20 protein-coding genes are annotated in these 25,041 nt (G+C 71.5%); 19 read left to right on the forward strand and 1 reads right to left on the reverse strand.

Translation table 11 applies throughout. From position 1 onward, the window contains the following. The first annotated feature begins 64 nt into the window (after positions 1-64). Positions 65-736, forward strand: a complete 672-nt coding sequence (locus CA12_RS05245) for a MarR family winged helix-turn-helix transcriptional regulator (RefSeq protein ID WP_145357821.1) — start codon at positions 65-67, stop codon at positions 734-736. Between the two features lie 108 nt (positions 737-844). On the opposite strand, the gene CA12_RS22405 is transcribed toward CA12_RS05245, so the two are convergent. Then, positions 845-2,107: a type II secretion system protein gene (locus CA12_RS22405; RefSeq protein WP_145357822.1), complete on the reverse strand. Its 1,263-nt coding sequence runs from the start codon at positions 2,105-2,107 to the stop codon at positions 845-847. A gap of 701 nt (positions 2,108-2,808) precedes the next feature. On the opposite strand from CA12_RS22405, the gene CA12_RS05255 reads away from it, so the two are divergent. The 18 genes from CA12_RS05255 to CA12_RS05340 all read left to right on the forward strand — a co-directional run bounded on the left by CA12_RS05255 (position 2,809) and on the right by CA12_RS05340 (position 25,006). Next, positions 2,809-4,137, forward strand: a complete 1,329-nt coding sequence (locus tag CA12_RS05255; protein ID WP_165700565.1) for a YheT family hydrolase — start codon at positions 2,809-2,811, stop codon at positions 4,135-4,137. 28 nt (positions 4,138-4,165) lie between these two features. Further along, positions 4,166-4,843 carry a low molecular weight phosphatase family protein gene (locus CA12_RS05260; RefSeq protein ID WP_207622150.1) on the forward strand — a complete coding sequence of 226 codons (678 nt, stop codon included), beginning with the start codon at positions 4,166-4,168 and terminating at the stop codon, positions 4,841-4,843. 7 nt (positions 4,844-4,850) lie between these two features. Then, entirely contained in the window at positions 4,851-5,972 is a 1,122-nt protein-coding gene (locus CA12_RS05265; protein ID WP_165700566.1) for an acyltransferase family protein, read from the forward strand. A gap of 74 nt (positions 5,973-6,046) precedes the next feature. Beyond that, positions 6,047-6,595, forward strand: a complete 549-nt coding sequence (locus CA12_RS05270) for a YdeI/OmpD-associated family protein (protein WP_145357825.1) — start codon at positions 6,047-6,049, stop codon at positions 6,593-6,595. 84 nt (positions 6,596-6,679) lie between these two features. Beyond that, a complete protein-coding gene (locus CA12_RS05275; protein WP_145357826.1) occupies positions 6,680-7,165 on the forward strand; it encodes a VOC family protein in 486 nt (161 codons plus the stop codon). Between the two features lie 9 nt (positions 7,166-7,174). Continuing rightward, positions 7,175-7,660, forward strand: a complete 486-nt coding sequence (locus CA12_RS05280; RefSeq protein ID WP_145357827.1) for an AAA family ATPase — start codon at positions 7,175-7,177, stop codon at positions 7,658-7,660. Then, positions 7,657-8,472, forward strand: a complete 816-nt coding sequence (locus CA12_RS05285; protein ID WP_145357828.1) for a tRNA(His) guanylyltransferase Thg1 family protein — start codon at positions 7,657-7,659, stop codon at positions 8,470-8,472. Before CA12_RS05280 ends, CA12_RS05285 begins: the two co-directional genes overlap by 4 nt. A 277-nt stretch (positions 8,473-8,749) precedes the next feature. Beyond that, positions 8,750-10,258 carry a sulfatase gene (locus tag CA12_RS05290; RefSeq protein ID WP_145357829.1) on the forward strand — a complete coding sequence of 503 codons (1,509 nt, stop codon included), beginning with the start codon at positions 8,750-8,752 and terminating at the stop codon, positions 10,256-10,258. A gap of 97 nt (positions 10,259-10,355) precedes the next feature. After that, positions 10,356-11,144 (forward strand): SDR family oxidoreductase, encoded by a 789-nt coding sequence (locus CA12_RS05295; RefSeq protein ID WP_145357830.1) that lies wholly within the window; start codon positions 10,356-10,358, stop codon positions 11,142-11,144. 113 nt (positions 11,145-11,257) lie between these two features. After that, positions 11,258-12,751 carry a bifunctional type I 3-dehydroquinate dehydratase/shikimate dehydrogenase gene (locus tag CA12_RS05300; protein ID WP_165700567.1) on the forward strand — a complete coding sequence of 498 codons (1,494 nt, stop codon included), beginning with the start codon at positions 11,258-11,260 and terminating at the stop codon, positions 12,749-12,751. A gap of 78 nt (positions 12,752-12,829) precedes the next feature. Next, positions 12,830-14,050 (forward strand): Fic family protein, encoded by a 1,221-nt coding sequence (locus CA12_RS05305; RefSeq protein WP_145357832.1) that lies wholly within the window; start codon positions 12,830-12,832, stop codon positions 14,048-14,050. 137 nt (positions 14,051-14,187) lie between these two features. Continuing rightward, entirely contained in the window at positions 14,188-16,485 is a 2,298-nt protein-coding gene (gene ppk1, locus CA12_RS05310) for a polyphosphate kinase 1 (RefSeq protein WP_165700445.1), read from the forward strand. 125 nt (positions 16,486-16,610) lie between these two features. After that, the gene (locus CA12_RS05315) at positions 16,611-19,160 is read left to right on the forward strand and encodes a right-handed parallel beta-helix repeat-containing protein (protein ID WP_145357834.1); all 2,550 of its coding nucleotides are present in this window, start codon (positions 16,611-16,613) and stop codon (positions 19,158-19,160) included. Positions 19,161-19,337: 177 nt separating this feature from the next. Then, the gene (locus CA12_RS05320; protein WP_145357835.1) at positions 19,338-19,658 is read left to right on the forward strand and encodes a hypothetical protein; all 321 of its coding nucleotides are present in this window, start codon (positions 19,338-19,340) and stop codon (positions 19,656-19,658) included. Between the two features lie 84 nt (positions 19,659-19,742). Then, positions 19,743-20,381 carry an RNA polymerase sigma factor gene (locus tag CA12_RS05325; RefSeq protein WP_165700568.1) on the forward strand — a complete coding sequence of 213 codons (639 nt, stop codon included), beginning with the start codon at positions 19,743-19,745 and terminating at the stop codon, positions 20,379-20,381. A gap of 4 nt (positions 20,382-20,385) precedes the next feature. Further along, positions 20,386-21,507, forward strand: coding sequence for a hypothetical protein (locus CA12_RS05330; RefSeq protein ID WP_207622151.1), 1,122 nt, complete (start codon positions 20,386-20,388; stop codon positions 21,505-21,507). Between the two features lie 373 nt (positions 21,508-21,880). Then, a complete protein-coding gene (locus CA12_RS05335) occupies positions 21,881-23,647 on the forward strand; it encodes a hypothetical protein (protein ID WP_145357838.1) in 1,767 nt (588 codons plus the stop codon). A 171-nt stretch (positions 23,648-23,818) separates the two neighbouring features. Further along, on the forward strand, positions 23,819-25,006 hold the full coding sequence (locus CA12_RS05340) for a hypothetical protein (protein ID WP_165700569.1): 1,188 nt from the start codon (positions 23,819-23,821) through the stop codon (positions 25,004-25,006). Positions 25,007-25,041: the final 35 nt, after the last annotated feature.

Consider the following 25,041-nt stretch of genomic DNA (forward strand, 5'->3'; position numbering starts at 1 on the left):
TTCCCCGACGCTCTTGTTCTCGTCAGAGCGTTGTCGATACGGGTCGGGTCGTCATCATAACTGAGTGACCGAGCCCGCCCCGCCGCCGACCGCCTCTTCGCCGGACGCCCCCCCGCCGGACGCGTCCCTCGCGGGCCCGTTCTCGCCGGACGTTCCCCGGCCGGACGCCCCCGCGTCGGGCGACGCCGCGTCGGGCGACGCCGCGCCGGGCGACGCCGCGGGGCCGGAGGGGTCGGCTCCGACCGGGTTGGCGGCGGATCTCGGCAAGCGGCTCCCGTTCCAGCACGCCGAGGAAGAGGCGTACCTGAACCTGATCCGCAGCGCGGACGTGCTGGCCCGGCAGTTCGACGAGCTGTTCAAATCCCGGGGCCTGTCGCAGCCGCTGTATAACTGCCTGCGAATTCTCGTGGGGGCGGAGACCGTCGCTCAGCGGTGCGACCGCACCCGTTTTCACGGGTTGGCGATCAAGGAGATCGGCGACCGCCTCGTCACCCACGCCCCGGACGTGACCCGCCTGGCGGACCGCCTGGAACGGCTGGGGCTGGCCGAACGTCGGCGCTGCTCCGAGGACCGCCGCAGCGTGCGGGTGTTCCCCACCGACAAAGCCCGCACGCTGCTGGCGGAGTTGGCCGAGCCGATCCTCGCCCTGCACCGCACCCAGTTGGGCCACCTCGGGCCGGAGAAGCTGGCCCAGTTGTCGGGGTTATTGGAAGAGGCCCGCCGCGGCGGCGAGTGAGGGACGCGTCCGTGAGGCTCCCATGAGAAAACGGCGGCTGGGGAGAACCCCGGCCGCCGCGTTCGTCATGGAAGGTCCGTCAGGCGGGTCGAGCCCGCCGGGCGGGGTTCAGTCTTCCGTGATGCCCTTGCCGAAGGCGCCCTCGTCCTGCATGAGCAGCGGGCCGTTCCAGGAAATGCTGGGCGGCAGTTCGACGTCGCTGCCGGTGAAGCCGTCGGCGGCCACGGTGGCGGTGGAGGCCATGGCGAAGCCGGGGTTCAGGAAGCCGTCGCCGTTCTGGTCCTGCACCTGGATGACGGAGCCGTCGCCGTTGAGCAGGTTGACGTGCTTCTTCTTGCCGGTGCCGCCCCAGGCGAACCAGTCGCGGGTGTCCTGCAGATAGATCGCGGCGCCGGCGGCGGTATCGTTCGTGGCGGCGATGCTGTCGCCGTTCGGCAGCCCGCCCAGGATCCCGCCCTGCTTGAACGGGGCGAGTACGGAGGAGATCGTCACGCCGGCGCCGTTATCCATCAGGGTCACGCTGCTGCCGTCGGCGGAGTGGGCCGGGCCGTCGTTGAAGGCCTCGGCGAGCTGCTCGCCGGCGCCGAGCTTGCCGGGGATGTCCGCTTCCAGAATCGCCTCGTCGGTGTCGCCGGAGGCGCCGACGCCCAGGAACGGCACGACGCTGGAGGGGATGTTGCTGTTTTCCAAGCGGGTCCGGGTCAGCGGGCCCAGCGTCCCGGACAGGCCCTTCAGGCTGCCGGTGGCGCTGATCGTCTGGACGGTCACGCCCGGTTGCAGCTTCGGACCGCTCCGGACGAGCCACCAGCTGGCGGCGTAGTTGGTGGTGTAGCCGTCTTCCATCATCTGCGAGACGACGGCGGCCCGCTCGGGGCTGTTGGCGGCGGAGCCGTCGAAGTCGTCGGCGGGGTCGACGGTGCCGTTCCCGCAGATGCCGGCCTGCAGACGGCTCGCCGGGGCGCCGTCCCGACCGTCGGTGGTGTCGTTGCCGAGCAGGTCGTTCAGCTTCTCCGAGCCCTTCAGGTCGCTGATCGGGCTGGTCAGGTCCTGGCCGCTGGCGGCGCCGCTGTTGACCATGTCGGCGACCCAGCCGTAGGTGTCCGGGCAGCCGTCGCGGCGGAAGTCGTAGGCGCCGGTGCAGAACCGCTCCAGCGGGTCGTTGGTGGCGAAGCTGTGCAGGCCGATGCCGATGTTCTTCAGGTTGGACTTATCCTTCAAGCTGTTCGCCGCGGCCCGGGCGTTGTTGACGGCCGGGATGATCAGCGAAACCAGGATCGCGATGATCGCAATGACCACCAGCAGCTCGATCAGGGTGAACCCCTTCCGGGTTCCCTGAACGGGGGCCGCGGCGGAGGAGAGACGACGTTGCATGACGAGGGTGGACTTCTGAGAAGAGAGGCGAGGGGGGAAGACGCCCGAGGGCGAGCGACGAACGGCCGGCCGGACGCACGCCACAGCCGCTTTCGCGGCGCCCCGACGGCCTCGCGGGGAGGCCGATGCTTCCGGAGGGATTCAGGACTTCCCCCGAGCGAGGCCCGGGATCGACCGGGTTTCACTCGGAGTTGGGGGAGTTTCCCGGTGCGACGTGAGGGAACGACCGGGCGCCGTGTGAAGCTTCAGTGAACCCTCCCGCCGGGCGGCGGGGCGGACGGCGGTCGATTTCGGACCGGCGGTCGGGCAGTCGCGGCGAGCCGTTTGCGTCCGACAAGGGGGCAGTGTCCCCCACCGCGTGAACGCCGCTTTCGGATCGCCGTGAAGATCCGACGAACCCCCGGAAACTCGACGGAAGCGGCGTTTGCGGCGCCCGGGGCGGGTTCGCCGACGACGGGAAAGTCGCCGTCGCCGGCGCGTTCGTCAGGAACGGGAACCGGACGCCGCCGGTCGGCTCCGACCGCCCGTCGCGTTGCCCGATGCGGGCGCGGTGGGTCACAATGGGAACGCCGTTCGCCCCGGTCCCGTTCGTCCCGATCCCGCTCGCCCGTTCCCGCCGCGCCTCGCCCGCGTTGCCAGTCCTCGCCCACCGGCCGCTGATCCGCTCCGCCGCCCCGAGGCCGGCCGCGTCTGGCGCCCCCATGCCCGACCCCGCCGGCGCCCCCGCGTTCGATCCGCCGCCCTTTCGGCCGCATCGACTGCTGCGCGGCGGACACGCGCAAACCCTCGCCGCCGTCTACTGGACCGGCACGGCACCTTTTCTCGCCCCCCTGCCCGGCGCCCGCTTCCGCCGCCACCGGGTCGATCTGGGAGACGGCGACGCCCTCGCCCTGCACGATCTGACGCCGCCGGACTGGTCCCTCGGCGACCCCGTCGCCCTGCTGGTGCACGGGCTGGGAGGCTCCGCGGACAGCCCGTACATGGTGCGGATCGCCGCCAAGTTGGCCGCCCTCGGCGTGCGGGCGGTTCGGATGGACCATCGCACCTGCGGCGCCGGGGCGGACTTCTCCCGCCAGCCGTACCACGCCGGCCTCAGCGGCGACGTGCGGGCGGCGGCGTGGTTCCTGTGCGGGCCCGGCGGGCTCTGCCCCGGCTCCCCGCTGGGGCTGGCGGGGTTCTCGATGGGAGGGAACATGGTGTTGAAGACCCTGGGCGAACACGCCGAGGCCCAGCGCGCCGGGTCGGGAGCCGCAGGCGATCCGACCGGGAACGCGTCCGACGACCCGACCGGAAGCGGGTCCGACGACCGCCCCGCGGACGCCCCGGGCGACGGGCCGGCGGGGGCCGTCCCCGGCGCCCCGCCCGACGCGCAGCACCCCTGGGCGCTGCCGGACGTCCCGCTGCGGGGGGTCGTCGTGAACCCCGCCGCGGACCTCGCCGCCTGCTGCGATTCCCTCACCGGTCCGGTGCAGCGGTTTTACGATCGCTACTTCGCCAAGCACCTCACCCGGCACGTGGCGAACACCCCGACAATCTGCTCGCGGCGGGTGAGGGACCTACTGAACGCCCGCCCGAGGAACATGCGCGACTTCGACGCCGCCGTCACCGTGCCCGGCTGGCGATACGAATCGGTCGACCACTACTACGCCCGGGAAAGCGCCGCCCCGCTGGTCCGCCGGATCGACGCCCCCACGCTGATCCTCTCCGCCGAGGACGACCCGCTGGTGCCCGCCGAGGTGGTCCGCGGCCTCACGCCGGGCGCCGGGGTGACGATCCACGTCTGCGAAGGCGGCGGCCACCTGGGCTACATCGCCAGCGAGCCCCGCGGCGATCACCCGGACGCGGACCGCCGCTGGATGGACTGGCGGGTCGTCGATTGGCTGACCGCCCCGGCCCCCGCCGCCCCGCGGCCGCCCGCGCTCGTCACGCCGAGCCTCCAGCACGCCGCGCCCGGCCCGAAGAGTCCCGCCGCCCCGCGGAGCGACCGCGGCTCCGCGGACGCCGCCCGCTTCGCGTCGACGCCCCGTTAAGCGTCGCTCCGCCTCTGACACCGCCGTCATGCCCTCCGCCGCCCTGCTGACGCTCGCGCTGTTGGCCGGGGCCGACGCCGAATCCTCCGCCATGACGCCCGAGCTCACCAACTACGTCTCCGCCCGGGTCGACGAGTTCGATCAGATCCCCGCCGCCCGCAAGGCGGACCTGGAGCGCCTGGCGGCCTACGTCCGCGCCCAGCGGGACGCCGGGCAGCCGGCCCGGCTGACGTTTATTTGCACGCACAACTCCCGCCGCAGCCATCTGGGCCAGCTCTGGGCGGCGGTCGCCGCGACGCATTACGGGGTGGACGAGGTCAAAACCTTCTCCGGCGGCACGGAGGCGACCGCCTTCAACTCCCGCGCCGTCGCCGCCCTCCAGCGGGCCGGTTTCGAGATTGAATCGAACGGAGCGGAGGCGAACCCCCGCTACACGGTGACGCTCGGCGAGACGCGGCCGGCGTCGGTTTGTTTCTCGAAGAAATACGACGAGGCCCCGAACCCGCGGGCGGACTTCGCGGCGATCATAGTCTGCACCGACGCCGACGAGGCCTGCCCGATCGTCCCCGGCGCCGCCGCCCGCTTCGCCCTGCCCTACGAAGACCCCAAGGTCGCCGACGACACCCCCGCCGAAGCGGAACGCTACGACGAACGCACCGCCCAGATCGGCCGGGAGTTTTTATATGCGTTTTCGCGGGTGCGGTGAGGCCGGGATGAGCGCCGCCGTCGCCTGTCGCTCGCCGCCGGGCGGTTATCTGCGTGGCCTGGACGGTCTGCGGGGAGCGGCCGTGGGCATGGTGCTGTTCGCCCACAGCGTGATTTACGACGAGTTCAGTTCGTGGCGTTCGGTCGGCTCGGCGGCCGGGGGCGCCGGGGTCACGATTTTCTTCGTGCTCAGCGGGTATCTAATCACCCGATTGTTGCTGGCGGAGGAGCGGCGCACCGGAACGATCGCGCTGAAGCTGTTCTACGCAAGGCGGGCCGTCCGGCTGTTTCCGGCACTGTGGCTGTACCTGGCGGTCGTCGGCCTGCTGGCGCTGCCCGGGTTCCTCCCGGACTGCCCTTGGCACAGTTTCGCCGCCTCGCTGCTTTATCTTCGCAATCTGGTCGGCCGCGGCCACGAGACGGCGCATCTCTGGTCGTTATCGATCGAAGAGCAGTTTTATCTGCTGTGGCCGTTCGTCATCGTGCTGCTGCCGGGACGGGACCGTGTCCGGCTCGGGGCGGCGTTGGCGGGCGTCGTCACCGTGACCGTCTGGCGAACGGCGGCCGCCGCGGAGGGCTGGGCCTCCCCGGCGGCGCTGTACCTGCGCACCGACTTCCGCTTCGACGCCCCGCTGGTCGGCTGCGCCCTCGCCCTGCTGGAACAGGTCCGGCCGAGCCTGTTCGATTTCTGGACCACGCCCGGTCGCAGTGATCTGCTCGCCGGAACGGCCGCGGCGGCGCTGGTCAGTTGGATCACGCTGGGCGGGGGCGGGCCCATCGCCGAATCGATCCGCCTGACCGGCGTCTGCCTGTCGGCGTCCGCGCTCATTGTGTCGCAACTCGGCACGCCGGGCCCGCTCAGCGGCTGGTTCGCCTGGACCCCGCTCGTCGCGCTCGGTCGGATCTCCTACGGCGTGTATCTCTGGCAGCAATTATTTCTCGGTCCGCACGTCGACGGCTTCGAGCGTCTACGGTCGTTCCCGAACGGCTTGGCAGCGACGTTCGCCGCGGCGCTGCTCTCCTACTGGCTCCTGGAGCGTCCGCTGCTGGCGTTCAAAAACCGACGACTGCGCGTAGTTCACGGCCCCCCGCCCGAGCGCTCCCCCTCCGATCGTAGTCCGCTCCGCTGATGGAACGCCGCGAACGACTCCTGCTCGTCGCCTCCGCCGGGCACTGTTTTCAATCATACCTTGAAGGAATATAAATGCCGCAGGTCGACCCAACCGCCCGGTTCGAGGCAGAACTGCTCCGCCCCGCGGACGCGGGCGGCGGCGGGTGGGCGTTCGTCGTGCTGCCGAAGGAGGTCAGCGCCACGCTGCCTCGGCGGGGGCGGACGACCGTGGAGGGGACGCTCAACGGCGTGCCCTTTCAGGAGACGCTCGAACCGGACGGCCAACAGAGCCACTGGTTGAGGATCGACCGGGCGCTGTCGGAAGCCGCGGGGGCGGCGGTCGGGGAGGTCGTTTCCATTGAACTGCAGCCCGTCGAGCGGGAGCCGGAACCGGCGGTCCCGGACGATCTGCAGGAGGCCCTGACAGCCTCCCCCGCGGCCCGGCGGACATGGGACGCGACGACGACGCTGGCCCGGGTGGACTGGGTGCATTGGGTCGTCTCCGCCAAGCGGCCGGCGACTCGCACTAAGCGGATCGGCGACGCTTGCGAGAAGCTCGCCGGCGGGGCGAAACGGGTCTGCTGCTTCGACCCCTCCGGCTACTACAGCAAGGCCCTCAGCGCCCCCGCCGCCGCCGAGTGAGGCGGGGCGGGCGCCGCCGGCACGCGACGCTGCGCCGGCGACGCCCCCGTTCATCCCGACAGAATCATTTCAGAAGGCCGTTCCATGACGCCCCCCGTCCCCTGCCTCTGGTTCGACGGCGACGCCGAGGAGGCCGCCGCGTTTTATACCTCGCTGCTGCCGAACTCCCGCGTCGGCCGGGTCTTAAAATCCCCGACCGACACCCCCAGCGGCCCGGCCGGCCAGGTGTTGACCGTGGAGTTCACGCTGGCCGGGGCGCCGTACGTGATCCTCAACGGCGGCCCGGGCTACCCGCACACGCAGGCGGTCTCCTTTCAAATCCACTGTGAAGACCAGGCGGAGGTCGACCGGCTGTGGGCGGCGCTGTTGGAAAACGGCGGCTCCCCGATGGCCTGCGGCTGGATCACGGACCGCTGGGGTCTGTGCTGGCAGATCGTGCCGAAGCGGTTGATGGAACTCATCGCCGACCCCGACCCGCAGCGAGCCGAGCGGGCCATGAACGCGATGATGCAGATGATTAAAATCGACGCCGCCGAGATCGAACGCGCCGCCGACGGGGCCGAACCGTAAACTCCGCGGATGCAGGCGATCGTTTTGATTGGGATCCCCGGCTCCGGCAAGTCGACGTATTGTCGGGAGGTTCTGTGGGAGACGCACCTCCGGTTGAGCCGCGATCAATTGAAGACGCGGCGCCGGCTGGCGGGGCTGCTGGCGGCGGCGATCGACACGCAGACCCCCTTCGCGCACGACGCGACCAACGTCACACGGGCCGAGCGCGAACCGACGATCGCGGCCGCCAAAAGGGCCGGGTACGAGGTCGTCGGATTGTTCTTCGAGTCGAAGATCGAACCCTGCCTGGCCCGTAACGCGGCACGCGCCGGCCGGGCGCGGGTGCCGGACGCCGGCGTCCGCGGCCGCCGGAACGAACTGGAACTGCCCACGCTGGCCGAGGGGTTCGACGCGCTGCGGTTCGTGCGGATCGAGGGCGGCCGGTTCGTCGAATCGCCGTGGCGGGCGGAACCCGGCGAACGGGGGGCGGCGGGCGGTGTCGGACGGGGACCATGACCGACCGCACCGCCCTCGGCGACCGCATGAAAGACCTGGAGCGGCGGGAGACCGACCGCCGCCTCCTGCCGCGGCTGCCGATCCTCGCCCGGGTGGACGGCCGCGGGTTCTCGAAATTCACGCGGGGCATGGAGCGGCCGTACGACCCGCGAATGTCGCGGTGCATGCGGGAGACTGCCCGCGGCCTCGTCGAGCGAACCGCCGCGTTGGCCGCCTACACGCAGTCCGACGAGATCAGCCTGCTGTGGCTCGACGAGACCGACATATCGACAGCGTTTTTCGACGGCCGCGTGCAAAAGCTCGCCTCCGTGCTCGCGGGGCTCGCCACGGTTTCATTTAACGAGCAGGTCGCTGCGGTCCTGCCGACGTTTGCGGACCGTCTCCCGCACTTCGACGCCCGAGCGTGGGCCGTCCCCACACGGGAGGACGCGGCGGACGCGTTTCTCTGGCGGGAGCGGGACGCGACGAAGAACAGCGTCAGCATGGCTGCCCGGGCGTTCTATTCGCACGAGGAACTGCACGGCCGCTCCGGCCGGGAGATGCAAGATTTACTCATGGGCAAGGGCGTCAATTGGAACGACTTCCCGCCGTTCTTTAAGCGGGGCGTTTTCCTCCGCCGCATCGAAACGCGCCGGACGTACGACGCCGACGAACTCGACGTCCTGCCTCCCAAGCACCGCGCCCGCACCGATCCCGGGCTGGAGGTCGTGCGGCATCGGGTGGAAGCCGTGGACGTGCCGCCGTTCGGCAAGGTGACGAACCGAGCGGGCTTTTTGTTCTCCGGCGAACCGCCCGAAACGGCGGCGGCGTAAATCGTGGCGTCGAATGACGGCAGCCCGAGGCGCGAGCCGAGGTCGGGTGACGTTGGCCATGTCGAACCGCCTCGGCTCGCGCCTCGGGCTGCCGTGATAATGCGTCGTCGCGTATCCGATCAGCAGTCCGCTTGATGCCCCGCCCTCGCACCCGCCGGCGGTGGATCACTTGAGGCGTCGACAGGCCGGCGGCCGATCTGGCGGGCGGCGGGGGCGGTGATTGAGGGCGGGGTCGTTTATCCTGCCTCGCTCGCCCCCCGTTCGGAACGCGCCGCCGATGTCTCGTACTCTCTCGTCCCCCGTCCGACTGGCGGCGGGGTTCGTCGCCGCGGCGTTCGTGCTGGTCGGGCCGAGGGCCGGGGCGGTTAGCGCCGGCGAGGCGGACGCGGCGGCGGACGAACCGTACGACGTGCTGTTCCTCATCTCGGACGACCTCACCGCCGGGGCGCTGTCCTGCTACGGCAACTCGGTCTGTCAAACGCCGAACATCGACGCCCTCGCCGCGGAGGGGACGCGGTTCACCCGAGCCTACTGCCAGGCGACCTATTGCGGGCCGTCGCGGGCGTCGCTGCTCAGCGGGTATTACCCGCACGCCACCGGGGTGTTCGGCTACGTCAGCCCGCGGCCGCAGATCGTCGACCGGCAGACGTGGCCGGAGTTCTTCAAGGAACGCGGCTATCATTCGACCCGCGTCAGCAAGATTTTTCACATGGGCGTTCCCGGCGGCGTCGAGCTGCGGGAGGGGGTGACGGACCCGCGGGCTTACGACGAGGCGGACGATGCCCGAAGCTGGACCGAACGCTACAACAGCCCCGGCCCCGAATGGCGGGCGGCCGGCGACGGGGAAACGCTGGAGGGCAACCCGGACGGCACAAGGCCCGTGGTGGGCGGGAACACGTTCGTGGTCGTCGAGGCGGACGCCGGCGACGAGGCCCACTCCGACGGCATGACGGCCGCCAAGGCCGTTGAATTGATCTCGCGGCCGCGGGACGAACCGCTGTGGCTGGGCGTGGGGTTCGTACGGCCGCACGTGCCGTTCGTCGCCCCCCGGCCGTACTTCGAACCGTTCCTGCCCTACGAAAAACTCGCCCTGCCGGAGCGGCTGGAGCACGATTGGGACGATATCCCCAAGTCCGGCATCAACTATAAGACGAGCGTCAACATGCAGATGGACCTCCGCAAGCAGCGGAAGGCCCTCGGCGGGTACTACGCCTCCGTCGCCTTCATGGACGCCCAGGTCGGCAAAGTGATGCGGGCCCTGGAAGAATCCGGCCGGCGGGACCGCACGATCGTGATCTTCACCAGCGACCACGGCTATCACCTCGGCGAGCACGACTTCTGGGCGAAGGTCAGTCTGCATGAGGAGTCGGCCCGGGTGCCGCTGATCGTCAGCGTGCCCGGCAAGGCCCCGGCGGTCTGCGACGGGTTTGTGGAGCTGCTCGATTTATTCCCGACCACGCTGAGCCTGTGCGGGTTCGAGCCGCCGGCCCGGTTGCAGGGCGAGGACATTTCCCCGCTGCTGGACGACCCGGCCGCCGCAGTCCGGGAGCGGGCCTTCTGCGTGGCGCCGAACCGCCGGGGGTTCCTGCTCCGCGACGACCGATATGCGTTCATTCAATACAACGAGGAAGCCTCCGGCGGGATCGAACTGTTCGATATGCACGCGGACCCGCAGCAGTTTCATAACCTCGCCGACCGCCCCGCGTTCGCGGAGACGGTCGCCCGTTATCAGGGGCTGCTCGCCGACAAACTGGCCGCCGTCCGCGACCACGATCTCGCCGACTGACCGCCTGTCCCCCGGGTCCGGCCCCGTGTCCGGCGAGGGCGGCGGCGGGTAGAAGGGGCGGCGTTCCCCCCGCCCACCCGCTTTCCCCGCCGCTGCGATGGCCGATCCCGATCCGTTCCGTCCGCTGGCCGGACGTCGCGCCCTGGTGACGGGGGCCTCGTCGGGCATCGGGCGGGCGATCGCGGAGATTCTGGCCGGCGCGGGGGCCGCGGTGGTCGTCAGCGCCCGGCGGGCGGAGCGGTTGGAGACGGTCGTCTCGGGGATCGAAGCGGCCGGCGGGATCGCCCACGCGGCGCCGGCGGACGCCGCGGACAACGCGGCCGTCGACGCGCTCTGGACCACGGCGACCGCGGCGCTGGGCGGGCTGCCGGATCTGGTCGTCGCCAACGCCGGGCGGGGGTTGCAGGGCGGCGTGCTGAGTTCCGACGAAGCCGCCTGGGAGGAGATGACGCGCCTCAACGTGCTGGGGGCGATGCACCTGATGCGGGTCGCCGCCGAAGCCCTGCGGGCCGTGCACGACGGGCCGAGCGACGACGTCCCGCGGGACCTGTTCGTGATCGGGTCGGTGGTGGGGACGAACGTGTCGCCGTTCTCCGGCGTGTACGGGGCGACGAAGTTCGCCGTCGAGGCCGCCGCCGAGGCCCTGCGGCGGGAGGTCGGCAAAAGCGGCGTGCGGGTCACCACGATCAAGCCGGGCATCGTGGCCAGCGAGTTTCAGGAGGTCGCCGGCTACGACCACGAGAACTTCGGTCAGGTGATCGAGAAGTTCGGGGCGATGCTGGACCCGGAGGACGTGGCCCGCTGCATCCGGTTCGTCGCTTCCCAGCCGGCGAACGTGCACGTCAACACGCTAACGGTTCGCCCGGTGGGGCAGGACTACCCGTGAGTTCATCACCCGTGAGCCGGCCGCGGCGCCGCGGTACAACGCACGTTCCCTCCTAAGGCGGAGCCATGGCTCCGGCTTGGGCCGCTCTTCGCATCACCGGAAGAGGCCGCCCCGTGCTCTGCATCGCCGTCACGCCGACCAGCCGGACGCTGGCGAAGGTCGATCTGCTCAACGCCGCCCGGCGGGCGGACCTGGTGGAGCTGTGTCTGGATCACCTCACGAAGGACCCGGACGTGGGCGATCTGCTCGCGGCCTGTCCGAAGCCGGTGATCGTCTCCTGCCGCAGCCGGCAGCACGGCGGGCAGTACGACGGGGGGGAGACGCACCGGCTGGGGCTGCTCCGGCAGGCGATCATCGCCGGGCCGGCCTACGTGGAGCTGGACGTGGACGCCGCCGAGGCCCTGCCGCGGTTCGGCCAGACCAAACGGCTGGTCGCCTTCCATAGCCCCCACAAGCCGCTGAAGAAGATCGAGGCGACGGTGCAGCGGGCCGTCCAAGAGTTCCACGCCGACGCGGTGAAGTTCACCTGGCCGACGCCGCACCTGTCGATGGCCTGGCCGCTGATCTACGCGGTCTCGCAAAAGCTGTCCGTGCCGGTGGTCGGTCAGGGGATCGGGGCGGGCGGGCTGACGTTCAGCCTTCTCGCCCGCCGGTTCGGCTCCCCGTGGATCTACGCGGCGCTGGAAAAGGGCATGGAGGACGTGCCCGGCCAGCCCACGGTGGAGGAGTTGGACGCGGTCTACGACGCCCGGTCGATCGATCGGAACACGCGGTTCGTGGCCTTCGCCGGCTTCCCGACGGAGCACGGGGGGGGCGGACCGGGCGACGACGCGGACGCCGGTCAGACGGCGGTCTGCGCCCGCTGGAACGCCGCGGCCCGGGCCGCCGGGGCGCCGCACCGGGCGCTGCCGCTGGAGGCGGGGCGGTTCGACCATCTGGGCGACATGCTGCGCATTTTGAAGGTTCGGGCGGCGGCGCTGGGCCCGGCGCTCTCCGCGGAGGCGGCCGTCGGGTGGTCGCGGTTCGTCTCGCCCCCGTCGGCGGGCGGCACGTCAGGCGGCGCCGTGCCGACGGTGGCGCTGCAGGACGACGACGGCTGGCGGGGTCGGTCGCTCTCCCGGGCCGCGGTGGCGGACGCGCTGGCGGCCTGCTTCGACGGCAGCCTGGAGCGCCGTCAGGTCGCCCTGCTGGGCGCCGGGACCGGGGCGGCGGGGATGATCCAGGCGCTGCGGGACCGGGGGGCGAACGTGGCGATCGCGGACCCGGACGACGACGCCGCCGCGACGCTGGCCCGCTCGCTGGACGCCCGGGCGGTGCCGTGGCGGGCGATCTACATGACGCACCTCGACGCCCTGGTCCGCGGCGAATCCGCCGCGGCGGGGGCGGGTCCGGCGCCGCTCGGCGAGGGGCCGAAGGCGTTCGCGAAATCCGGGTTCGAGCCGCGGCTGCGCGTCGCCGACGCCACCGCGGTCTGGGGCGAGACGGACTTCCTCGCCGCCGCCCGCCGCCACGGCTGCACGATCGTGGAGCCGTCCGAGGTCCGCTCCGCCGTGCTGGCCCGGCTGTTCGAAACCGTGGCGGAGGCCAACTGGCCGGAGGGCGAGTAAAAGGTTTTGCAATCGCGGCGACCTCGAGTGCAGAATGAGCCCTGAAACTGCAATCGCCTCCCGTCCGAGTGCAATCGCGTGAACCGCGACGCCTTCACAGCCGACGCCCCCGGGGAGTTGGTCTCGATCCGCCTGCCGTCGCGTCGGCCGGGCGGGCCGTGGGAGGAGGATTGGTCGTTCATCCCGCATCCTTTGCCGCCCGACTGGGAGTTTCCCGCCCAGCTCTGGCCACTGCTGGCCGCGGCGAAGGAGCGGGTGGGCGTGCTGGAGGGTCTCAGCCGGTTGTTGCCGGACCCGACGGTGTTGCTGCGGCCACTGGTCGCCCGGGAGGCGGTTCTCTCCTCAAAAATCGAGGGGACGCACGTGACCCCCCGGGAGTTGCTGCTGTTTGAACTGGAAGGGGGGCCGGACGACCCGGACGACGCGGTGGAGGGCGAGTCGGAGCGTCGCAACGCCCGCCGGGAGACGGCGAATCTGGCCGGGGTGCTGCGCGTCGCCGCGGAACGGGGGGGACGGCCGCTGGGGCTCGCCGACCTGCGCGGGATGCACGCGGCGTTGATGGCCGGCGTACGCGGTTCGGACCGACATCCCGGCCGGTTTCGCACGGTGCAGGTGTCGCTCGGCCGGGACCGCAAATTCATCCCTCCCCCGCCGGAACGGTTGTCGGACTGCCTCGACGCCTTCGGCGCCTACCTCACGATGTCCCCTCGCTTCCAAGACCCGCTGGTCGACGCGTTCCTGGTGCATTATCAGTTCGAGGCAATCCACCCGTTCGAAGACGGGAACGGCCGGATCGGCCGCTTGCTGCTGGCTCTCTGCTTCGTGCAATGGGGAGCCCTCACGCGACCGTGCCTTTATCTCAGTCCGTATTTCGAACGGTTTCAACAGGAATATTACGACCGATTGCTCGCCGTGAGCGCCCGCGGCGACTGGGGCGGCTGGATCGAATATTGCCTCAGCGGCGTCGTCGAGTCCGCGGACGACACCGTCCGCCGCTGCGAACGCTTGCTGGCGGTCCGGGCCGACTTCACCCGTCGCGTCGCCGCCGCCAACGGCGGGGCGCGACTGGTGGCGGTGGTGGACGGGCTCTTCGAAAGTCCGTTCGTACGGGTGGCCGGTTTGGCCGACCGACACGGCGTGCACTACAACACCGCCCTCGGCGACTGCCGCCGGCTGGTCGACTTGGGGATTCTCGAAGAGGTCGCCGACCTGAAGCCGCGGACGTTCCGCAGCCCGGACCTCTTTCACATCGCCTACGACCTGACGGAGCCGGACGGCCTCGTTTACACCGGCACGTAGGTCGGCACGTACGCCGGCAGGCAGGCCGTCTTCGTCGCTCCGCGAAGCGCCCCCGCCACGGTCGACGGCTGCGGCGGGGTTCGGATGATGGGGGGGCGCCCCGCCCTCCGTCCTCGTCCCGCAGCCGTTCGTCGCCCGTGTCGCCGGAACACTTTCTCAATCGCGAGCTGTCCTGGCTGGAGTTCAACCAGCGGGTGCTCGACGAGGCGGCCGATCCGCTGGTCCCGCCGCTGGAACGGCTGAAGTTCCTCGCCATCACCGGGACGAACCTAGACGAGTTCTTCATGGTCCGCGTCGGCGGCCTGCAGATGCTCGCCGAGGAGGGCCGCGAAGACGCCGACGGCTGGGACGGACAGGGGGACGACGACGAGGCGGGGGCGCTGTACGACGAGGACCTCGCCGGATCGGTCCCCGGCGCCCCGCCGGGGACCGATCCGGCGGGGATGACGCCCGAGCAGCAACTCGCCGCGATAGCCGAGCGCTGCTCCCGGATGAGCGCCGACCAGTACGCCCTGCTGGCCGAGCTGGACGAACTGCTCGCCGGCCACGGGTTCGTGCGGCCGAACCCGGCGAAGCTGACCTCGCACCAGGCCACGGCGCTGGATCACGCCTTCCGCGAGGCCCTGTTCGGGGTGCTCACGCCCACCAGCGTGACCGGCCCGGAGGACTTTCCGCTGGTGGAGACCGGGGCGGTCTGCGTGCTGGTGCGGCTCGCCCCCGCCGCCGCCGAAGAGGAGGCGGACCATCCGGTGATCAAAGCCGCCGCGAACGCCCTCAGCGAAGGCGGCCCGCGGTTCGCGGTGATCCCCTGCGGCCGGGCCGTGCCCCGCTGGCTGACCCTGCCGACCGACGTCACGCCCGCGGACGCCAAACCCGCGTCCGCCCCCGCCCCGGGGAGCCACGAGGGCGGCCGGGCCTTCGCCTACCTGCCGGTCGAGGAGGCCGTCGCCCACCTCGCCGGGCGGTTCTTCGAGGGGCAGACCGTCGAGGAAACGGTCGCCTTCCGCGTGACCCGCAACGCGGACCTGGCCATCCGGGAGGACCAGGCGGGGGACCTGCTCCGTCAGATGCGGCGGGTGCTGGAAAAGCGCCGCCGCACCGGCTGCGTGCGGCTGGAACTGGCCGCGGGGGCCTCCGAGGCGGCGACGGCGTTCCTGACCCACTGTTTGGACGTCGCCGGGCAGGACGTTTATACGGCGCCGGGGCCGGTGGGCCTGGGGGCGTTGATGAAGGTCACGGGGGCGGCGGGCTTCGACGACCTGCGGATCGACGACTGGCCCCCGCAGCCCCCGCCGCGGCTGGAGGGCGAGGAGCCGTCGTTCGACGCGCTGGCGGCGAACGACGTGCTTCTCTATCACCCCTACGACAGCTACGAGCCGGTCGTGCGGCTGGCCGAGGAGGCCGCCGAGGACCCGGACGTGCTGGCCATCAAGCAGACCTTATATCGCACCAGCGCCGACAGCCGGATCGTCGCCGCCCTCAAAACCGCCGCCCGGGAGGGGAAAAGCGTCACCGCGGTGGTCGAACTGAAAGCCCGGTTCGACGAGGCCCGTAACATCGAGTGGGCCCGCGACCTGGAGCGGGCCGGCGTGCAGGTGATCTACGGCGTGCGGGGGCTCAAAACGCACGCCAAGCTGCTGCTGGTGATCCGCCGCGAACCGGACGGCGTGCGTCGGTACGCCCACTTCGGCACCGGCAACTATAACGAGTCGACGGCCCGGATTTATTCCGACGCCAGCCTGATGACCGCCGACGAGGACCTCACGGCGGACGCCGTCAACTTCTTTAACGCCGTCACCGGCTACAGCCAGCCGCAGGCGTTCCGGCGGATCGAGGCGGCGCCGATCGGCATGCGGGAGCGCCTGGCCGAATTGATCGGCGCCGAGGCCGACCGCGCCCGACAGGGCGTGCCCGCGGGGATCGACGCGAAGATGAACTCGCTGGTGGACCCGGCGCTGATCGACGCCCTCTACGACGCCAGCGCCGCCGGCGTGAAGATCCGCCTGAACGTGCGGGGCATCTGCTGCCTGCGGCCGGGGGTGGAGGGCGTCAGCGAGAACATTCAGGTCGTCTCCGTGGTGGACCGCTTCCTGGAGCACGCCCGCGTGATGCGGTTCGTCCACGGCGGGGATGAATTGATGTACCTCTCCAGCGCCGACTGGATGCCCCGCAACCTGGACCGGCGGATCGAACTGCTGGTGCCGATCACCGCCGAGCCCCTCAAACGGCGGATGCGGGAGACGATGGCCCTGTACTTCCGGGACAACGTCAAAGCCCGCGAACTGCACGCCGACGGCGTGTGGCGAAAGGTGAACCGACGCGGCCGCAAGATTCGCAGCCAGCGGGTGCTGTATGAGGAGGCCGTCTCCCGGGCCGAACGGCTCCGCCCCACGGTGTTCGAACCGCACCGGGCCCCCGGCAAACAGGACGAGTAGTCGACCGGAGAAATCCGCGGGGCGGGCGGACCCAAGAGTCCCCCGCCGCCGCAGCTAGCCGCAGGGAGCGGGGGCGATCACACTTGGTGGCCCCCGTCCCCGCGTCCCGTCCGAGGCGCCGTCCGATGCGTTTCCATCTCGTCCCGGTCGTCGTCGTCGTTCAAGGCGTATTGACCGTTGCGGCGCCGGCGTGGGGGCAGGCGGCGGGGCCGGCGTTGATCGCGGCGCCGCCGCGGCCGCTGCAAACGGACGCCCCCGCCGGCGGGGCGGGGCTGTTCGTGGGGGTGAACCGGTTCTCCGACCCCTCCGGCGCCGTCTCCGACCTGCGGTACGCGGTGAACGACGCCGTCGGTCTGGCCCACCTGTTCGCCCTGGAACTGGACCTGATCCCGGCGAAGAACTGCACGCTGGCCCTCTCCGGGGAGCCGGACGGGGAGCGGGGCCAGGCGGAATTAAAAGCGCTGACGGCGGCCGGGGCGCAGGTGACGGGGGCGACGAAGTCGGAGATCCTCGACGGCCTGTTCCGGGCCTGCGACGCCGCCGCCCAGGCCGTCGGACCGGCCGCGGGACAGGCCGCCGGACCGGCCGGCGCCGAGAACGCCGCCGCCCGGGCGCCGTTGGTGATCTCGCTCAGTTCGCACGGCTTCGACGACGCCGGCACGCCGTTCGTCATGCCCTCGGACGGCCGCCGCCGCCGGTTGGGGGTCACGGCGCTGCCGCTGTCGATCGTGGAGGACGAAGCCGGCCGCTCCCGGGCGGGCCATCGGCTGTTGCTGGTCGACGCCTGCCAGGAGCGGATCGGCGGGACGAAGGCGGTGGGCGCCGCGGGCACGGTCGCGGCGATGTCGCCGGCGTTCGCCGCGGCGCTGGCCAAACCGACCGGGCAGGTGAAGATCGCCAGTTGCGCCGCCGGCCAGGTCAGCGTGGAGGTCCCCTCGCTGCGGCACGGGGTGTTCACCAAGGCGTTCCTGGATTGCCTGCGCGGCGCCGCGGGCGACCGGGACGGGGACGGCGTGATCTCCCTGGGCGACGTGGAGCCGGTCATGGAGGCCCGGGTGAAGGCGCTGATCGCCGACTACAACCAGGGGCTGCCGGAGGGGCGGCGGATCGAGCAGTCCCCGGCGTTTTATGGGCCGCTCGCCGCCCGTCGGCTCCCCCTGGCCGTGCCCGCGACCGACGTCGCCGCCCTGATCGCCCAACTCGCGGCGCAGACCTCCCCGGACGGCTATCCCCCCGTCCTGCACGACCGCGTCGCCGCCGCGTTGCAGGGGCAGGCGGACCCCCGCCTGCACCGGGCGGCGGAGCAGTTCGCCGCGGGCGGGGACGCCTTCACCTTCCGGGCGGTCGCCGAGGCGCTGCTGACCGGCCGCAAGGTCGTGACCGTCGCCGCCGACGGCTCCGGCGACGTGCGGACCGTCGCCGAGGCCCTGGCGAAGGTCGCCGACGACGGCCGCGTCCGCGTTCTGCCGGGGACGTATCGGGAGGAGCCGCTCGTGATCGACCGCCCCGTCACGCTGGAGGGCGTAGGTCCGCGGGAGGAGATCGAGATCCAGTGCGCGACCGGCTACCCGGTGTGGCTGACGGCGACCGGCGCCGTCGTGCGGGGGCTCTCGCTGACCTGCACCGCCCCCGCCCGCTTGAACGCGGAGGGCGAGCCGGTGGAGACGTTCGAGGCGATCTACGTGACTGCGGGGCGACCGACGATCGAAGACTGCTTCTTGCGGTCGGAGTTCGGCGGCGGCGTCGGCGTCCAGGGGGCCGGCGCCGAGCCCACGGTGCGAAACTGCGTTGTGGAAGACGCGGGCTTGAACGGGATCCACATCGCGGACGGCGCGGGCGGTTTCTATGCGGGGTGCGTCGTCCGACGCGCCAAGGGGATCGGCTTCGCGGCGGCGGGCGCCGGCACGGCGCCCACGGTCAGGAACTGCTCCGCCGAGGACGGCGAGGGCAACGGATTGGTGATCCTCGACGGCGCCGCCGGGACCTATGAAGGGTGCGTCTTCAAGCGTCACAAGGGGCCCAGCATCGCCGTGGCGGGCGCCGGTACGGCCCCCTCGCTCAAGAACTGCTCCGCCGAAGACGGCGCCCACGGGCTCTACATCGGGGGCGGGGCCGCCGGCTCCTATCAGGACTGCGCCTTCACCGGCGACGCCCTCGCCAGCATCTTCGTGGAGGGCGCCGGCACGGCCCCCACGCTGACGAACTGCTCCGTCGTGGGCGGAAAGGACACGGGACTCTTGATCCATGACGGCGCCGCCGGAGTGTTCGAGGGGTGCACGTTCAAGGACCATCAATACGCCGGCGTGACGCTCCAGGACGCGGGCACCCGGCCGACCCTCCGCCGCTGCACGATCGCCGGCAACGGCTACCAGGCGATCTGGGTGCGGGCCGGCGCCGGCGCGACCGTCGAGAACTGCGACCTCAGCGGCAACGTCCGCGGCCCCACCTTTCTCGACGAGGGCGCCGGGTCTCTCGACATCACCCCCTCCGCCATGATTCCCCCCGCCCCGGGAGTCTTTCCCCCCGCCCCGGGAGGCCTTCCCCCCGCCCCGCCGGCGCCCTTCGATCCGCCGGCGCCCCCCGCCCCGCCGGAGTTCCTCGATGCGCCGGCGCCGCCCGCTTCGCCAGAAATCCTGGACCCGCCGGCGCCGCCCGCCCCGCCGGGGGGCGGGTGATCAACCGTGACGGGCGGGAGGAGCGGCGGTTGCGGACGGTCTGCGAGAAACTTTTCGGACGGCGGGAAGCGGAGCGGCGGCGGCGGCGTATCGCCTGACGAGGGGGCCGCCGGCTCCCCGGTTTTTCCGCCGAACCCGACTCCCGGCCGCACCCGGCCCCCACCGAAAGGTTTCCTAATGTTCCGCCTCGTCACCGCCCGCCTGCTGCCCGCCGCCGCCCTCGCCGCAGCGTTGGCCGCCCCCTCGATCGCCGCCGCCGGCCACTGCGATTCCGGTTCCTGCCACACCGATTCCCGCAACGATTACCGGATCAATTACCGCACCGATTATCACGACGACTGCCGGTACGAGTGGGTCACCAAATACCGCGTCGAGACCGTGGTGAAACACAAGCACGTCGTTCAATACGACAGCTACGGCGACCCGTACGTGGCCGAGGTTCCCTACCGGGCGAAAGTTCGCGTGCCCTACCGCGTGAAGGTGAAGGTCTGTCACTGAGGGCCTGTCGCGGCGGCCGGCGGAGGGTTGCGGCTGCGGGGGCGGATGGGGACTCTCGCGGTCCCCGCCGTTCCCCCCGACGCCATGCTCGATCCCGGCGCTGCCCCCTCCCCCGACGACGCACTCGCCGCCGCCGCGGCCGAGGGGGACCGGGCCGCCTGGTCCCGGTTGGTGCTCTCGCTGACCCCGCGGCTGATCGGTTTTTTGAAGGCGTCCGGGCTGCGGTCCGCCGAAGCCGAGGACGCCGCCCAGGAGGCCTGGTTGCGGGTCTGGAGCCACTTCGGCGACTACGACCGCACCCGGCCCTTCCGGCCCTGGCTGTTTCAGATCGCCCGGAATCATTCCCTCACCCAGCGCCGCTCCGCGGCCCGCCGGGCGCTGCGGGAGCGGGACCGCGGGGAGACCGCCGCCCCCGCCCCCCAGCCGCACGAGGGGGTCGAACGGCAGGAGACGGTCGACGCCGTGACCCGCTGTTTAGGCGGGCTTTCGGAGGTCGAACGCACCTGCCTGGCCCTCCGCTACCGGGAGGGCCTGAAGAATCACGAGGTGGCGGACCGGCTGGCGACGCCCAAGGGCACCGTCGACGGCGCCTTCTCCCGCGGCCTGAAGAAGATGTCCGACTGCCTCTCCCGCAGCGCGTCCCCCCCGCCCGCGTCCGCTTCGTCCTCGTCCTCGTCCTCCCGCCTCCCGGCCGACGCCTCGCCCGGCCTGAACCGTGACTGACGTCATGAACGCCCCCTTCCTCCTGGAGACGATGCCGGACGCCCCCAGCGCCCGCGGTCCGTGGCTGGACCGGGCGCTGGTGGGCCGCGGGCTGGATCAGCTCGTTGCGGAACTGGAAGCCCTCGGGGCGGCGGTCGCCGCCGAGACGGCTCCGCAGGCCGAACCGGCCGCCGACCCCGCGGACCTGGACGCCGCCCTCGGCCCGCACCGCGACGCGGTGCTGACCGACGGCGTGGCCGCGGCGCCGGCGGGCCTGGTCGCGGCGCTGCTGGCCCGGCCGGCGCTGCTGATCACGCTGCGGACGTTGGTGTTGGAGGAGGGCGGCCCGCATTGGGACGCCGTCGCCGCCGAGGATCCGGAACTGCTCGCCGCCGCCGAACGCGTCGCCGCGGTCGTCGCCGAACGCCTCGCCGACGCCCCCGCCCCGCCGCCCGCCAAACGGGCGTCCGCCCAGCCAGAGCAAGCCTCGACCCTCCGTCGCGGCGGCATCCTGCCGCCGTCCGCGAGCGCCGCGAACGGGAGTCTCGGAAACGATTCACGTCGAGAGTCGGCGGCTGGAAGCCGCCGCGACGGCGAACCGCCCGTCGCCAAGCCGCTGCCGGAGAAGACGGTCGCGGCGCCGCCGAAACAGGAGCGGCGGGGGTCCGGACGTTCGCTGGTCGCGGCCGGGCTGTCGGGCTTGGCCGGGCTGGCGCTGGGCTTTCTGGTCGCCGTGTTCATGGACGTTGCACCGCAGTTAACCGTCCCGGTCGCGACGATCGGCTGGGGCTGGGCCGGGCCGGAGGGTCTGCCGCAGGCCGACTCGCCCCGGGCCTACCTGAACGAATTAGCCGACGAGGCCGAGGAGTGGTTCGGCAAACGCCCCGAGGACGCCCCGGCGGTGGCGAAGCGGATCGCGGAGTTTCGGGCCGGGTGCAGCGTGCTGATCCTCGCCGAGCACCCCGCCCTATCGCCGGCGTCGGCGGAATTATTGCGGGAGAAGTGCCGCAACTGGGCCGCGGCACTGGACGCACAACTCGCCGCCGTCGAGGCCGGCGAACCGCCGATCGAGGTGCGATCCCGGACGGACGAAACCGTCCGCAAATTAATCGACGCCCTGCGGGGCGAGGCGATCCTCAACGTCTGACCCCGTCCGCCGGCTCCTGCCGCGGATTGAGAGTCAAACTGCGGATTGCGTTCCCAACGTCCGCTTGCGGTTTCGCGGCGCCCAAGGGTTCTCCGGTGCCGCGAAACCGCAAGCGGACGAACGAATTCAACGCGTCGTCCGGTTTCTTTGCAGATTGCGGCAAGCAGCCCGCGATCGGCGGCGTATCGCTCGCGTGTCGAACTTCGCCCCCTCCGTCGTCCCCGTTCAGTCCGCTCCCCGCGTGGGTCATGGATTAACGGTTGCGGGCGGGGTCAAGGGGGTTTGTCATGAGACTCGCCCCGCGTCCTCTCCCATTCGCCGGATGCGTGTCCGGCGTCTCGCCTCCCGTCGCTCCCTTCAAGCCGTCGCCGTGATGAACGCTCGCCTGCTCCCCGCCGCGCTCGCCGCGGCCGTCGTGTTCTCGGCCGCCCCCGCCGGGGGCGCGACGGAGACGGCCGCGGACTCGGCGACCGTCGCCTCCGCGGCCCGCTCCGTTTTAAGGACGCACTGCTCCCGCTGTCACAGCGGCGAGGGCTCCCCCGGGGGGAGCTTCGACGTGCTGGACGTGGCCTCGTTAAAGAAGGCCGGCCACCTCGACGCCGACAGCCCCGCCGACAGCTTCGTGCTGGACGCGATCGAGACGAATTACATGCCCCCCACTAACATCCGCGAACAAGCCCCCGTGCCGGAGTCGGACCGGGCGGCACTGCGGGCCTGGCTGGCGGCCGGCGCCCCGGACTTCCCCTCCGAGGCCGACCGCCAGCACGTCATGCTCACCTCGGTGCTCTCCGCCGTGCGGGACGACCTGCGGGAGACGACCCGCGAAGACCGGCCGACGCGGCGGTACTTCAGCCTGCACACGCTGTTCAATAATCCGAACGTGCTCGCCTCGGACCTGCCTGCCTACCGGGCGGCGCTGTCCAAATCCGTCAACAGTATGTCCTGGGAACCCACCATCACCCCGCCCCGCGAGGTGACCGGCGAGGGGCTGCCCGGCGGCGTGCTGTACGCCGTCGATCTGCGGGATTACGGCTGGGACGCCGCCGACTGGCAGACCGTGTTGAAGGCCTACCCGTACGGCCTGAGTTACGGGAACCTCGGCGGGGACGAGGGCGAGACGCTGGGCCGTTTGGGCGAGGATCTGGAGGATTTGTCCGGCACGACGCTGCCGATCGTGCGGGCCGACTGGTTCGTCGCCGCCGCCGCCCGCCCGCCGCTTTATAACGTGCTGCTCGATCTGCCGGAGACCGAACTGGCTCTGGAAAAGAAGCTGGACGTGGACGTGAAGCGCCACTTCGCGGACCCGCGGCCGCGGACCATCGCCCGAGCCGGCTTCTCCCGCAGCGGCGTCAGCGCCCAGAACCGGCTGGTCGAACGGCACGCCTCCCCCTACGGCGCCTACTGGAAAAGCTACGACTTCGGCCCGGACAACGGCCGCGGCAAGCTCACCCGGTTCCCCCTCGGCCCGGCGGGGGCGTTTACAAACCACGAACGCCTCGCCTTCAAGCACGACGGCGGCGAGGCGATCTTCAGCCTGCCCAACGGCCTGCACGGCTACTTCCTGTCCGACGGCGCGGGCGCCTACCTGCACGCCGGGCCGATCGAGGTCGTCGGCGACACCCTCAAGACGGCCGGCACCCCCTCGATCGTCAACGGCGTCTCCTGCTTCGCCTGTCATAAGACCGGCATGATCGACCTGACGGACACCATGCGGACCGGCAACGGGGTGTTCGGCGAGGCCGAGGACCTCATCCGCCAACTCCACCCGCCCAAGGAGGAGATGGACCGCCTCGTGCAGAGCGACCGCGCCGCCTACCTGCGGGCCCTCCGGCAGGCCGTGGCGGAGTTCGACGACAGCGAACCCACCGCCGAGGGCTACGTCGATCCGATCGGCCACGTCGCCCGTCAGCACCGGCTGGTGTTCCTGGACGGGGAGGCGGTCGCCGCCGAATTGAACCTCGCCAGTTTTGAAGAGCTCCGCGACCGCGTCAGCCACCGCGATCTGAAGGAATTAGGCCTGGAACCGCTGCTGGAGGGCGGGGCGATCGGCCGGCCGGAGTGGGAGGCGACCTACCGCGGCGTCTCCCTGATGCAGGAACTCGCCCGCCGGCTGCGGTACACGCCGGTCACCCCGCTGTGAGTCCGATTTGGATCTGAAATGACCGTTCACCAACCCGAAGCGTCAGCGAGGGCCCCGCGGCGTCGCCGCGGGGAAACGCTCGCCGGGCTGCGCCCGACGCCCTCGCTCACGCTTCGGGTTGGTTTTGAAACCGCGTCTCCGCCCCCCGTCCTCCTCACCACGCCCCTCGACATGGCTCGCTCATCGATTTCCGCCGCCCTCGTCGGGTGGCTCTCCCTGACCGTCGCGCTCTCCGCCGCCCCAACCGCCCCCGCCGCCGAGGGGGAAGCGACCGTCGCCGCCCAGTGCGCCGCCCTCGCCAAGCGGGTGACCGAGGTGGCGGACGGCAAACCGGTGCAGATCGGCCAGTTCGCCCCGGTCGGCCTCAGCGCGAACTTCGGCCCCGGGCTGGAGGAGTCCCTGAAGACGGCGCTGGAAGCCGCGAACGCCCGCGTGGTGACGAAGGACGCTGCCTTCGAGGTGCACGGCACCTACGCCTTCGCCAAAACGCGGGGCTCGGAGTTCGACGGCCGCAAGGTCGTGAAAGTGGACGCCGAGGTCGTCGACTTGGAGTTCGCCGAGACGATCACCCGCATCCCCCTGCGGATCGACGCCAACGAGGAGGTCGCCGAGGTGATCGGCGTCACCGGCACGATCGCCGAACCCGCCCCCAAGCCCGACCCCGCCGCCCCCGCGCCCGGCGCCGAGGCCGAGAAGAACAAGCAGCGGGCCGACCTGGAGCAGCTCGAGGCCTCCCCCACCGCGTCGGTGCGGAACGGCAGCCAGGTGCAGCCGGACTCCGAAAGCCTGCTGGCCGTCGAGGTGATGGCCGGGCCGTCGCTGAGCCAGCTCCGCCCGCGGGCCGCGACGGTGCAGGACGGCAAGGTGTTCGTGGATTTGGAGCTGGGCGAGGTCTTTCAGTTGCGGGTCTATAACGGCTCCGAGGAGGAGATCGGCGTGAAGGCCTCGCTGGACGGGCTGAACAGCTTCCACTTCGCCGACAAGGTCCACCGCGGCCCGGACGGCAAGCTGACGGTCGGCCCGCATTATATTTACGAGCCCGGCCAGACCCTCGACATCCCCGGCTGGTTCCTGCGGATGGAGGGGCAGAACAATTATCAGGCGTTCTCGATGGTGGAGTACGGCGCCGGGGCGGCCTCCTCGCAGGGCCGCGACGCTAGCGGGCGGATCGGCGTGATCCACGTGCAGTTCTCCGACGTCGCCCCCCCCGGCAAAGCGGGGGACCTGGTGAAGGGCGGCGGGACGAAGTCCCTGGAGATCGACCGCGGCGAAGGGTTCACCGTCGATCAGAAGTCCGTCCGCCGCGAGGTCCTGCCCCCCTTCGCCTTCGTCACGATCCGGTACGATCGCGCCCGCTGAGCCCGCGGCGCCCGCCCCCGGCGCCCGCGCGTCCC

The sequence above is a fragment of the Alienimonas californiensis genome (assembly GCF_007743815.1).
GTDB classification, from domain to species: Bacteria; Planctomycetota; Planctomycetia; order Planctomycetales; family Planctomycetaceae; genus Alienimonas; species Alienimonas californiensis.